The organism is Rubeoparvulum massiliense, from assembly GCF_001049895.1.
In the GTDB taxonomy this organism is placed as follows: Bacteria; Bacillota; Bacilli; order Rubeoparvulales; family Rubeoparvulaceae; genus Rubeoparvulum; species Rubeoparvulum massiliense.
On sequence record NZ_CVPE01000004.1, the window covers coordinates 278,367 to 291,421 of the forward strand.

Annotated in this window: 9 protein-coding genes; 1 reads left to right on the forward strand and 8 read right to left on the reverse strand. The window is 45.6% G+C overall.

The window, feature by feature from the left end; all coding sequences use genetic code 11:
- Window positions 1–121: 121 nt before the first annotated feature.
- The 8 genes from BN1691_RS03960 to BN1691_RS03995 all read right to left on the reverse strand — a co-directional run bounded on the left by BN1691_RS03960 (window position 122) and on the right by BN1691_RS03995 (window position 11,621).
- Window positions 122–778 (reverse strand): TorD/DmsD family molecular chaperone, encoded by a 657-nt coding sequence (locus BN1691_RS03960; protein WP_048600919.1) that lies wholly within the window; start codon window positions 776–778, stop codon window positions 122–124.
- A gap of 29 nt (window positions 779–807) precedes the next feature.
- Complete coding sequence (locus tag BN1691_RS03965; RefSeq protein ID WP_048600920.1) at window positions 808–3,903, reverse strand: molybdopterin-dependent oxidoreductase; 3,096 nt, start codon at window positions 3,901–3,903, stop codon at window positions 808–810.
- On the reverse strand, window positions 3,893–5,167 hold the full coding sequence (gene nrfD, locus BN1691_RS03970) for an NrfD/PsrC family molybdoenzyme membrane anchor subunit (RefSeq protein WP_048600921.1): 1,275 nt from the start codon (window positions 5,165–5,167) through the stop codon (window positions 3,893–3,895). The genes BN1691_RS03965 and nrfD overlap by 11 nt, the downstream gene beginning before the upstream one ends.
- A gap of 11 nt (window positions 5,168–5,178) precedes the next feature.
- Entirely contained in the window at window positions 5,179–5,826 is a 648-nt protein-coding gene (locus BN1691_RS03975) for a 4Fe-4S dicluster domain-containing protein (protein WP_048600922.1), read from the reverse strand.
- Window positions 5,827–6,038: 212 nt separating this feature from the next.
- Window positions 6,039–7,406: a sigma-54-dependent transcriptional regulator gene (locus BN1691_RS03980; RefSeq protein WP_231638338.1), complete on the reverse strand. Its 1,368-nt coding sequence runs from the start codon at window positions 7,404–7,406 to the stop codon at window positions 6,039–6,041.
- Window positions 7,369–9,600 carry a PAS domain-containing sensor histidine kinase gene (locus tag BN1691_RS03985; RefSeq protein ID WP_048600924.1) on the reverse strand — a complete coding sequence of 744 codons (2,232 nt, stop codon included), beginning with the start codon at window positions 9,598–9,600 and terminating at the stop codon, window positions 7,369–7,371. Before BN1691_RS03985 ends, BN1691_RS03980 begins: the two co-directional genes overlap by 38 nt.
- Complete coding sequence (locus BN1691_RS03990; RefSeq protein ID WP_082146989.1) at window positions 9,601–10,572, reverse strand: ABC transporter substrate-binding protein; 972 nt, start codon at window positions 10,570–10,572, stop codon at window positions 9,601–9,603.
- A 131-nt stretch (window positions 10,573–10,703) separates the two neighbouring features.
- On the reverse strand, window positions 10,704–11,621 hold the full coding sequence (locus BN1691_RS03995) for a 4Fe-4S dicluster domain-containing protein (protein WP_048600926.1): 918 nt from the start codon (window positions 11,619–11,621) through the stop codon (window positions 10,704–10,706).
- 290 nt (window positions 11,622–11,911) lie between these two features.
- Between BN1691_RS03995 and BN1691_RS04000 the strand changes: the two genes are divergently transcribed.
- Complete coding sequence (locus BN1691_RS04000; RefSeq protein WP_048600927.1) at window positions 11,912–13,051, forward strand: NAD(P)/FAD-dependent oxidoreductase; 1,140 nt, start codon at window positions 11,912–11,914, stop codon at window positions 13,049–13,051.
- The last annotated feature ends 4 nt before the right edge of the window (window positions 13,052–13,055 follow it).

Sequence of the window (13,055 nt, forward strand, 5' to 3'; positions counted from 1 at the left end):
ACTGTAGCAGGTTGACATGGGAAGAACAATCTTCATCGTTTAATTTCACGAAACCGTCACGATTGGTCGAGATCAGAAAAGGACCAGCTGGCTTTGATAAGCCGCCGGTCCTATCCATTCTCTACGCTAAATTTTGTCTCAATTCCTTATAATCTTCTTCGATAAACGATGGGATAAACGCTGCAATCTGTTGGACGAAGGGATGGGATTCTGCTGCTAACAGCTTCTCACAAAACCTGGGAAGCCATGATTGAAGATACTGTTCAATAAACCGGACTTCAATCTGATAAATTTGTCGTAGGTACTCCCTATCACCAGTTTCATATCCTTCTTCTTCTGAAGCGATTAAGGATTGAATAAAACGGAACTGCATACTAAGATGGTCAGGCTGCTCTCCTCTCTCTACCGGAAGATAGAACTTCATCTGCTCATAGAGTTCAAGGAGAGAAAGCAATTCCTGCTTCGTCACCTCGTGCAGACTCCCTTGGGAAACACCTTCCCTCTGTGCAGACTGACGTCGATGATAGGATGCATAGGGAGGAATATAATATGGACCAGGTACCATAAAGCGTTGCTCAAAGATAAAGGGGACCTGTTCATCATCATATTTTGATGCTAGCGTCTTAAACCATTGGATTTCTTCAGCGACAACTGCCAATTCCCGCTCCCACTGCTTCCATTCTCCGAGAAATAGATGAGCGAACATTTGGTAGATTATCTGTCTCCCTCGATTCAATTCTTCAAGGGGAAATTGCACTTTATCTTCTGCAATTTTCACCTCTCATCACCTCCATGCTTCCGATGTGTTTACGCCTTCGTAATCTCCACAAAGAGATCCAATTGACCAGGGGCACCACCGATAAGATCCACGATGGTTCCATCTGTAAAGCTGGGATCAGGCATCAATAATTCATTAATGCGAAAGCCTGCTTCACGACCTCCTGCGTACCCCGACTCCTCCTTCATTGGCTGATTCGTTCGGAATGGGATATGTCCATAGGTAGGCAATGACTTCATCTGCGCTCCGTCGATACTAGGACGATTTACACCATAACCAGACTGTCCCATATTATAAGCGGATCCTACCACGCCTGGACGAATCCCTTCCGTGACAAGAATCGTTGCCAGAGCTGTATGTCCATCAGCAATCACCTTTACCTGATCCCCCGTCTTTAGCTGGCGACTCTGAGCATCCAACGGATTGATCCAGAGATAATTATCTGCACGTACCTCCCGTAACCAGGCACTGCTTACAGTACGGGTAGTGCCCAAATTGCGTGACTTCCAATTGATAAATTGGAGAGGATATTTCGCTTGTACAGGATCGCCATTATAGTATTGAATCTCTTCATGACGTGGGATCCCGTCGAAGAATTCTCCATGATAGCTATTACGCCCACCAGCTACACCCTCATCATAGAAATTGGCTTGCGCATACAAGCCATATTTCACGTGTTCACCGCGGTACTCATCTCCTGAACCCTCAAAGCGGCCACCACGATTCAGAACAAAGAGCACCTTCCGCCATTCCTCTGGCTTTACCGCTTGCTGCCAACGCTCCACTACAAAATATTTACCTAAGGCTTTTTGCCGCGCTTTGATAAAGATCTCTACCTCTTGATCACTGGCATCGGGTACCGGTGTTTCATCAAAGGCAATATTGGCCACACGTTTTAAATAGTAATCTAACTCCTCATGGAGCGGACTACCATCAGGGAAGGCTTGCTCACCAACACCAGGCCACTTCATCCGTTTGCCAAGCTCAATCAAGACATTCTCAAAGGATAACACATCTGGATAGACGCGAGTAACTGGCTGAAAGACGCTGGCAAACTTGGTTTTGATATTGGGATAAATAGCCTCCCATCCCCACCGCTCCAGGTAAGTCGTATCCGGTAAAATAAAGTCTGCATATTGCGAGGTATCACCAATCTGCACATCGGATGCCACTACCAAGGGTAGGATGGCTGGATCAGCGAGATATTTCGCTTGATTACGACCCAGTGGTGAAGATAAGACCGGTGACATCCGATGAATGAAGAGCGCCTTCAAGCCATAGGGATATCCCTCTGCAATGGATGGTAAAACCTCATAGACCGTATGCGCACCAAATTGGAACCAGGGGCGACGAGCAGGATAGCCATCGCGCTCAAACAGGGTGCTCTTCTCATATTTCGAGAGATAACGAGCCACATTGAGACCCCAGCCTGTGTTCGCATTGGGAACGCTTAGAAGATCATAACGTCCTTCTACCTCTTTATAGAAAGCGCCTGTAGTGATGTTGCCACCCTTCCAATCATAATTACCCAGTAGGTGATTGAGAATAGCGATGGCCCTTGAGGCATAATATCCGTTCCCATGCATAGCTGGCCCACGGTAGACCATGGTAGCTGCTCGTTTCCCATGGGAGGTGAACTCCTCCGCTAAGCGGATAATCGTCTCTACATCAATGCCTGTAATGTCAGCATACTCTTCGAGCGTTTTCTCCATGACCCGTTCCTTATAGAGGGTAAAGGCAGATTTCACATGAATCTCCCCGATAATGGTATCTACCTCTAGCGTCCCTTCTTGAGCAAGATCATGGGGAACAGGTTGGCCATTCTCCAATACCACATACTGCTTATCAGTACCGATACCAAGATCACTGGCTCGTAGCTTGGGACGATTGGGCTTACTCACGTCTACTAAGAAGGTAGCATCGCTCCAGGTTGGCTCTCCATCTAGCTCTGCCGCTGCTTTGTTGGGATTGAGGAGATAGGTTAGATCATAGCGTTGATTCTCCACAATCCAGCGTCCCATGGCCAGCGCTAATGCTCCGTCCGTACCTGGTTTGATCGGTACCCAATGGTCGGCTTTTTCTGCAGTCTTACTCATCCTTGGCTCAATCACCGCCATCTTCATTCCACGCTGTAATGCATTGGTAATCTGTGGTGCCAACCATGTGGGTCCTTTATTGGCGACCAATGGATTGGTGCCCCAGACGATCATGAATTGAATATGATCCAGATCAACATACTGTCGTTTTTTCTTCTTCTTCCCTTCATAGGAGCGCTGATTCCCCATGACACTGCTCATTCCACAGATTCCACCATGGTGAAAATAATTGGCGGTCCCCATGCTGTTCAGAAAGCGTTCAATAAAATCACGACGGTCCCCTGCCATAATCCCTATTTGATTGGACTTGGGGCCAAAATCAGGATGCTTCGTGTCAATTAACAGATCCTTATATTTCTGGTCAAAGGCTTCAAAGCTCATCTCACCAGCTTTTACCTTCGTCCAATCGTCCATCACTGGCTTTTCTGGTACATAAGCCCATATCTCCTTCAAGCCTGGTGTTCCTAATTCCGGATCGCCTTCAATGATCGCTTGATAGGCTTCTTCCCAGCTGATGGTCTTCCATTCACCGCTCCCCCGTTTTCCTACCCGCTTGAGCGGCTTTTTTACACGATAGGTATCATAGGCGATCTGAATTCCAGCTTGGCCCTTTAAGCAGGTACGACCTCCCCGTAAGCCATGGCTATCTCGGGCTACATCGCCTAATCCCTTCACCCCTTCATCCATGGGTGTTTCATAGGGGATGGGTCCGTAAGGCACGGTAGTAATAGGACTATACTGATTGCCTGAGATTTTTCGAATCAAGGAGGTGTAAGGACCACTCTCTCCACCAGAGACAATATGAGTCTTAATGGTACAGTGGGTATTACATTGCTCACAGGTGGTGAAGATGACATCCTCTGCGGTATAATCCTGCGTAGCTGCTCCTACACCATGGGGAAGATCTCCCCAGACACCATTGATGGTTTGCTTAACAGGTCCCACAAATGCAGGGGCCACCACGGCCACACCACCAATGGCACCTAATCCCTTTAAGAATCGGCGACGACTGATCCCCTTATTCTCCATGCTGTAACCCTCCATTCTGTAGATTCTCATCATCGATTGGTAAGATTTTTTCTCCGAAGGTATAGAGAAGTAAGCCAAAGGCGATGATCCCTATGGTGCTCATCCATTCGCTTAGAGTTGGATAATAATACCCTGCAGGCAAGCCATCAAAGAGTGGAACGATGAGCGCAGGTACAACAATGTTAAAGCGTACCCCGATAATCCCAATTACAATGAGTATGGCTGCTGCTAACATGGCATTCACCGATGTACGCGTTCGCCTCCAGAAGAAGAGAACGATGGGAATAAGTGAGCCTAAGAAGAGTTGAACTCCCCAGAATGACCAGGAGAATGGACTAGCCATGGTAGTTCGTAAGGTGGCAAGATGCTCATGCTCTAAGCCATAGAAACCAACGAGATATTCAAAGAATTGTAGACCTAGGTCCACGATGAGGAAGGCGATCATCAAGGCAGAGAGCTTCTGCACCATCTTCTGATCGATGGACTTCCGTTGCGCTTTGCGCTTAATAATATACATGGCAAGCAAGAGTGCTGTTCCCGAGACCATGGCCGAGACAACGAAAATGATGGGGAACAATGCGGTATTCCAACCTACTCTGGCCTTCACCACCGCAAATAATGTCCCTGTTCCACCATGTACTCCGAAGATAGCGAGTGGAATACCGATCATCCCCAAAATTTTCATCCAGAGATGGTCGCGTTTCTGGGTATAGGCTGAGATGACACTCTTTTTACTGGTGAGGAGACGGGCGATTTTCCCTTTAATCGTCTCTGATGTACGTAGTCTCACTAGGTCCTCACGCATGGCGATATAGAGCTCTACCGAGAGCAAAAGGACATAGACAATATAGAAGTGAACCTCCCAGGAAAGAATACTGGTTACATTCCAAAAGATGATTGCATTTAGTACTCGTTCAGGACGACCGAGATCCACGAAAACGAAGGTGCCTGCTACCACCATACAGATGATGGCTGTGAATAAGGCAGCCTTACCCACCTTCTCAAATTCTCTCATGTTAAACACATAGATAAGTGAAGAGAGTAGAAAAGAGCCAGCACTGAGCCCTACAAAGAAAATATAGAATGCGATCCACGCTCCCCATGGCATGGAACTGGTTAGATTGGTCACCTCTAAGCCACGAATGAGACGTTCTGCGATAAAATAGCCACCTGCAAGAAATAATAGGCTTAACGTGATGATCCACCCATTGAAGTTGGTCTGCTTCGATTTAATCAGCCGTTGACCTTGTAAAATCTCCTCCATGGTTCTCCCCCCTATTTTAGATAGATGACACTTGGCTGTGTCCCTAACTCTTCCTTCAAGCGAAATGCTCGTGGACTCGCAGCGAGCTTTGAAACAATGCTCTCCGGGTCATTGATATCCCCAAAGTAACGAGCATCCCCGATACAGGTCTCCACACAGGCTGGCTCCTCACCGCGTTCTAAGCGATGAAAGCAGAAATTACATTTTCGTACGGTACCAATGGGTGCCTTACCAGCCTTCCGTTCACCACGATCCTTTCCATACTCTGGACTGGTAATCTGATTGTAGCCAAGCATCTCATCTTCGTAGCTTTCGCCGAAGTCGAAGGATCTGGCTCCATAAGGACAAGCAACAATGCAATAGCGGCAGCCAATACAACGATCATTATCGATGGTGACGATTCCATTCTCCATTTTGTAGGTAGCTCGTGTTGGACAAACCTGAACGCATGCTGGCTTATCGCACTGCATGCAGGGACGAGGAATATTGACCCGTTTCACATTAGGAAATACACCTCGTTCCTCCTCCATGACAATGTTGTACGAAATACCTGGTGGTGTACGATTCTCCGCCTTACAAGAAACAGTACACGTATCACAACCTACACATTTCTGCAGATCGATGACCATAACCCATTTGGGACTCTGCTGTTTCGACATTGACAACCCCTCCTATCTGTTCATCTTCCCCACTTATTTGTGACGTTTTTGTGTCTTTTTTCACATTTTCTCGCTGAGAAATTAGGTGTTCCCTCACTATAAGAACATTGCAAAGATCATGCCAACATTTTGGTCCCCATTTTCCTCGTTTTCGCGCCATGATCAAAAAAAAGAGTATGACAAAATGTCATACTCCCTGCCAAACTGTCAGATCAGAATGAACTCCTTGATAGATCTTTTGGCTCCAAGCCATACTCTTCGATCTTTCGATAGAGATTCCGTACACTTATCTCTAATAGGGCAGCTGCCTTCGTCTTATTCCAATGACAGAAGTTCAGAACCTCTAGAATATGCTGCCGCTCCATCTCCTTCAGCGGTGTTAATGTTTTGCTAAAGAGTTCAGATGCTTGAGGAAAACCAAGATGCTCTGTCTCAATAAACCGTCCGGGACAGAGGATGATGCCCCGCTCAATCATATGCGAGAGCTCCCGTACATTACCAGGAAAGTCATAATGGAGTAAAGCTTGCTCTGCTTCCTTGCTTAGCTCCTTCTCCTCTTGGAACTGTATGCTTTTCTTCTGTAGGAAGTAATTACTTAGCGGTAAAATATCCTCTCTCCGTTCCCGAAGTGGTGGAATTCGCAGTTCGATTACATTCAGACGATAATAGAGATCGGCACGAAATTGACCTGCAGCGATCTTATCCTCCAGATTGGCATTGGTGGCTGCAATCACACGGACATCCACTTTCTTAATCCGTGTTCCACCCACAGGACGAAACTCCCCTGATTCAAGAAAGCGGAGTAATTTTACCTGTAATGCATAAGGCATATCCCCGATCTCATCCAATAGTAGCGTACCCTGATCCACGATCTCCACCAAGCCATGCTTCTCCTGGCTAGCCCCAGTGAAGGCTCCCTTGACATGGCCGAATAACTCACTCTCCAGTAATTGCTCAGGAAGGGCCCCCATATTGATGGGCATAAATGGTTGCGCCTCCCGATTACTATGCTGATAGATATATTGAGCAATTAACTCTTTCCCTGTTCCACTTTCGCCGGTGATCAGAACAGGACTATTGGTGATAGCCACACGCTCCGCCTTCACTAATAGTGATTTCATCTGTGGAGAGACGGCAATCAACGAGGTATCTGGTTGACGCTCGCGGAGGACAGCCTTGAGATGAAGATTTTCCCGATAAAGATGATACTTCTCAGCAGCCTTACTTAATAGCACCTCTAATTCCTGTACTTGAATGGGTTTCGTAACATAATCATATGCACCTTTCTTCATGGCTTCGATGGCTGTCTCAATGGTTCCATGCCCTGTAATCATGATCACCTGTGTACCACTCTTCAGCTTCTCCACCTCTTCCAGAAGGGTGAGTCCATCCATTTGTGGCATTCTTATGTCGCTCAAGACAACAGCAAACTCCCGCTCTGCCAAAAGAGCCAAGGCTTCCACACCATTTGCTGCAGTAAAGCATTGATAGTTTTTGCGCTGAAGACGTTGCGCGAGCATGGTTCTAAATTCTTCCTCATCATCAACGATCAAGATGGGTACCTGCATCCAAACCTTCACTCCCTTCATCCTCTACACGTGGAAAAAGTAGGCTCACCGTGGTTCCTACATTGGGTTCACTCTGAACCTGTATGCTTCCACCCATTCGCTCCATAATTCCATAAGCAATATACATCCCAAGGCCAGTCCCTTCTCCCACTGGCTTTGTTGAATAGAATGGATCAAAGAGATAGGGGAGATCTTCCTCCGAAATTCCACAGCCATTATCTTGGATGTTAACTGCTAGCCATTCTGGTGTTCGTGAAGAACTAATCACAATACAGCCCCCTACGGGAACTGCATCGATGGCATTGCTAATCAAATTGTGCAGAACCTGTTGAACCTCACTTCTGCTCGCTTCGAGGAGCTCATTGCCCTCCAGCTCCACAGACAGTTCAAGCTCCTTCTTTTTCATGGTATATCGCAAAAGCAAGAGCACATCATGAAGGGTATCCGTTAGTGAAAAGATCTCCTTCCCTTCATTATTCTTGCGCGAGAATTGCAGGAGATTATCGGTAATATTCTTGCAGCGATCAATCTGTTTCCTCATCGTTTGGAGATAATGAAAAAGCTCTCCTTCTCGCTTCAGTACAGCCACATCCTCTTCCTGAATACGATCCAGTAAATCATCGGTATATAAAGCCAAGGTATTTAAAGGATTATTAATCTCATGAGCCACACCAGAGGAGAGAAGTCCAACGGCAGATAGCTTGTCCGCTTGTCGCACCATCATCTCCATCTCCTTCTTGTTGGTAACGTCCTCCAATACTTCAAGGACAGGGACACGGTCAGCCGTCTGCGTAGATGATCCACCCTCTAATTGAAAGAGACGATGAGAGATGATACGTTTGCGTCCATGAATGATTTGCACCGATGTAATCTCCTCTTCCTTACCATCCTGCTGTAGTGAGCCCTGAAAGGGATAGATATGACAGATATCACGGATAGGACAATTCATCCCCAGTCCTTGATGACAGGGCTGCCCAACCAGCTGAGTCGCTACTCCAAACCAACGTTCGATGGTCTTGTTCACCCAGATGATGTTTCGATCCTCGTCGAAGAGAATTAGACCCATTCCTAAACCGCTTACCACTTGATCTAAGCGTTTCTTCTCTGCTTGAAGTGATTCGTTCTGCTTTCGGAGCTGAGCGGTCATCTGATTAAAGGACTCCACCAATCTGCCAATCTCGTCACGTTGTTCAATCTCTTCGATTTGATAGGTGTAATCGCCTGCCCGTACCCGTTGAACCCCTTTTTCTAGCACCTCGATGGGTCGTGAAAAGCGATTCGCAAAGAAAAAGCTTAATGCAGCAACGAAAAAAGCGATTAAGACCGCCGACGATGTCAGGCTAAATTGTAGTCGCTCCACAGCCTCCATCTCTGCTGCTCTTGAATGCTCTACTACTACGATCCAATTGAGGTGGGGAATCTCGCGATAATAGGCCAGCTGTTCCTTACCATTTGTCGAATAGAGAGCCTTAAACATATCAGTACCTGCGATGGGTTCTGCCTTCTCTAACCAGTTGGCATACTGATTTTCCGTTGTCACCTTCTCATATAAGAAACGCGTTTGATCACTATGAGCAAGCAACTTGCCATTGCCATCGAGCAGGTAGACAGAAGAATTGACCCCTGGTACGGGAACGGAGATGGTATTCAATAGTTGGCGAATATTTATATTGATATCAATGGCAGCAACCACGGTTTGATCCGCTGCAAAGAGTGGTATGGCCATAGAAAAGAGGGGCTTCTGATATGGATTGATATAGACATCACCGTAGTAGATAGATCCTGCGACGAGCTGTTGCCACGCATCTGTTGTTAAGGGAGCGAAGTGCTCCAGTGTAGCTACTACATCCCAACGATCTACCGTTGCCTTAGCAAATCCCTGATCATTCAAATACGTGATCCGCTCAATCTGGGGAATCTGCGTCATGATAAAGGCGAGCCAATCCTCCTCCTGCCAGGTGGAGTACGGATGACTTCGGGTGATGGAAACAAGCTGGTCCATCATGCGTTCTAGCTCTAATTGAAGTTCTTGTGTAGCACGCTCTAAACGGAGCTGATTCTTCTCGTCAATCTCTAGAATCAACTGCTCTTTACTCGAATTCGCGTTCCAGATTCCTAACAAGAGGAAGGGAACAATAGACATGATGAGACCGAAAAGTAGGACACGAAAGCGAATCTTTTTCCACCAATAGGCTGGTCCCTTCACTTATCTCACCACCCCATCAAACCATAATCGCTCCTGCTCATCCAATTCCTTGCCGATGGAACGTAGGGATGTGATATTTCCTACGTACTGGACTTGATCCGGTAGCTCCCAAGGAATTTGGCTCACTTCTTGCCCATGTAGTATCTTCGCAGCCAGTCTGGCAGCTTGAAAACCTTGATCATAGAAGGAAGAACCATAGGCTGCAAATAACCCTGCTTCTACCTGCTTCGGATTGGCACCCATTACAAATAGATGATGCTTAATCCACTGTGGCATTAATTTTACAAGATTCTCCTCCAGTAGATAACTAGGTAAGGGAAATAAGGCAATCTGCCGCCCACTAGGCAAATTAGCTGTGAGCTGCTGCAGATCAGAAAATTGTCGTACCTCTTTAATTACTAAATGAAGGTTGAGCTTTCTCCCTTCTTCCTGCACCTTCGCTAGATGAACCTTGCTAGGCGGCGCTAAAGGATCAACGATTACCCAGACTTCATCCAGATTAGGGTAGAGTCTAGCAGTTAATTCTAAGCGTTTCCCTAATAACTCATATTGGCCATTGGACACACCTGTTATGATGGCGTCGAGAGGCTTGACCAATCCCCATTCCTGCGGCGCTGCTACACCGATAAAAACGGTAGGAATGGTTTCATTTACCTCACGGATCGCCAGGGTTTCGATACCCCCCATCGTAACAATTAAATCAGGGGTGCTCTCAACGATTTGCATCGCCGTGCTTGCTAGCTCCACCTGTTCCGTTTGCGAGAGGCGATAGATTGTATACTGAACATTCTCTCCTTCCACCCAGCCATACTCTGTGAGAGCCTGGTGGAATCCAGCCCATTTCTCTTCTCGGCCTTCATCTACCATGAGAATGGCCACTTGTTTTAATACTATCTGTGATTCTGTCAGCATGGATGGACTAGTGAGCAAGAAGATCCCGATTATTAAGAGTATACTAAGAGACAATTTCATTCGTCGCTTCAGAATCGCCACCCCTTTTTATTCGCTTGTCTGATTCCATCATAGCAAAAAAATGTTATCTCTACGACAAAACTCCTTCCACATGGAAGGAGTTTTGATCATGACCATTCAATACCATTCAATTAAAATAAGCTATTCCCACGTATGCCCACCATCCGTTCACAGACAAAGCATTTCTCATTTTCTTCCTTCCAGCTATAGTAAGGAAGATGACAGGACGGACAACGATGTTGATATAGTTGGTGCTGAATTGTCTCTTTCTCTTTAATCAGTTCGTGAACATGTACTGCATCCTCTTGACAGATATCCTCGCAAAGATTACAGCCTACGCATTTCTCCTGATGGATCATCAGTTGATCCCCTTCAATTTGGAATACCTTCATGGCACAGGTACGAATACAGGACATACAAAGGATACAATGTTCAGGATCCATATTTACTTGATAAAACTGCCAGTCTGGAAATGCTCGATGTAAGGAGAACGCTTCATGATTAAACCGCCACTTTGCCGGAGTAACGGTGGATGCTAGCATATCTCGACTTTCTGCAGAAAAGAAGGAGAAGAGCTGCCGCCTGCTCATCACTACGTCCCGTTTATCAGGACGATGCTTCGTAATCGTAATAGGAGGTAACGCCATCTCATTCAGAATACGATTCGCCTCCTTCATTTCTAGTTCCCAGCTCTCTGGAATAACCCCCTCTTCTTGATAGATGCTCTGTACACCCTTGTGATAATAATAGAGCAATTCTAAATAGGTAGGGGTAAAGGTAGGCTCATAGAGGAGAATGCCTTCAATCACATCCCGTTTCGGGACATTCCCTTCAATGGCGTGTACTGGACAGGAAGGGATACACTGACCACAAGCTGTGCATTGCTCACTCTCAATCCTCATCTCTGTTTTCTCCAGTTTAATGGCCTCTTCTGGACATGCATGAAGACATTTCTCACAATGACTAAATGGGCTTACTGTACGTAAACAAGAAGCGTTGATTGTAAAGGGCTCTGCTAAACTTTCCAACCAACTTCCCATGATCGACATTTCTCTCCCACCTCTCCGTTATTTCCCCTATGACATCTCTTATCTTCTATTATTATATCCAATGATCCATTCAAGATCTGTTACCAAAGTTGAACAATTCGTTGCACTGAGCCATTTTATAGCGCTCTCCAAATTTTATTCTATATGCTTGAGCATTTATGATAATAATATAGTATTTATGGATAGTATTTTTACTGTATTAATAGTATAATCGTATTATAAGGGATCCCAAAGTACTATTAATTATTCGAATTAATGATAAATATATTTTTAATGAGGGGGGTTTTACCATGAGTAAAAGAATTGTTGTCTTAGGCGGTGGCTCTGGTGGTACTATGGTGGCCAACCGACTAGCACGTGAATTAGATCAACAGATTCGTGCAGGCGAAGTAGAACTACTTCAAATCGCCAATATGGAAAAGCATATCTATCAACCTGGTTATATCTTCATTACATTTAATGAACGTAAGCCAGAACACTTCGTTCGGCAACAAAAGCGTCTTGTCCATCGCAATATCAAACTAGTGTTTGATAATATCACGAAGATTGATCCAGAGAAGAGCCTACTTATCTCTGCCGAGCATGAATATACCTATGATTATTTAGTCATCTCTACCGGTTCAGTACCCAACTTTAACAGTGTGCCTGGTCTTGCCAAAGCATCTCATAACTTCTACACCATGGATGGTGCTATTCGCTTACGTGACGCCTTAGATAAATTTGAAAAAGGGAAGGTTCTCATCACGGTGGATGTACCCCATAAATGTCCAGCTGCACCTGTGGAAATCACCTTGATGCTGGAAGATTATTTCCGTAAGAAAGGGATTCGTGAACAGGTTGAAATCGAATATGCTTATCCTGTAGAACGAGTCCATCTCCTTCCAACCACAGCAGTATGGATTCAAGATCAATTTGATAAGCGCGATATCCATTATGTCACCTCATTTAAGATGGCAAAAGTGGATCCAGACAAACAGATTGTTCATGGTAAGGATGGAAGCGAGCATCCTTATGACCTACTCATCTCCATCCCCTCCCATACAGGTGCTCAAGTGATCCTTGATTCTAAACTAGGTGATAATAATGGCTTTATTCCTACGGATCGCTATACGTTAAAAATGGAAGGCTATGATAATGTGTATGTGGTTGGTGACGCAACCAATCTACCAATTAGTAAAGCAGGATCCACTGCCCACTATGAGAGTGAAACTGTTGTACCTAACATCGTTAGTCGGATCGAAGGACGGCCTGAATCGAAACGCTATAATGGAAAAGTAGCTTGCTTCTTAGAAAGTGGCATGGATGCTTCAAGTATCATCAATTTTGACTATAATAATCCACCCTATCCGCTACCACCCTCTGAATTACTGCACTGGTTTAAAGCAGTCTATAATGAGGTGTATTGGTTAAATGCACGAGGGATCATGTAAGGAG

What these genes read in the sequence shown, in the direction of transcription:
- BN1691_RS03990 (WP_082146989.1), bottom strand. Translation starts at nt 10,572, where the DNA reads ATGAAATTGTCTCTTAGTATACTCTTAATAATCGGGATCTTCTTGCTC.
- BN1691_RS03975 (WP_048600922.1), bottom strand. Translation starts at nt 5,826, where the DNA reads ATGTCGAAACAGCAGAGTCCCAAATGGGTTATGGTCATCGATCTGCAG.
- BN1691_RS03995 (WP_048600926.1), bottom strand. Translation starts at nt 11,621, where the DNA reads ATGTCGATCATGGGAAGTTGGTTGGAAAGTTTAGCAGAGCCCTTTACA.
- nrfD (WP_048600921.1), bottom strand. Translation starts at nt 5,167, where the DNA reads ATGGAGGAGATTTTACAAGGTCAACGGCTGATTAAATCGAAGCAGACC.
- BN1691_RS04000 (WP_048600927.1), top strand. Translation starts at nt 11,912, where the DNA reads ATGAGTAAAAGAATTGTTGTCTTAGGCGGTGGCTCTGGTGGTACTATG.
- BN1691_RS03965 (WP_048600920.1), bottom strand. Translation starts at nt 3,903, where the DNA reads ATGGAGAATAAGGGGATCAGTCGTCGCCGATTCTTAAAGGGATTAGGT.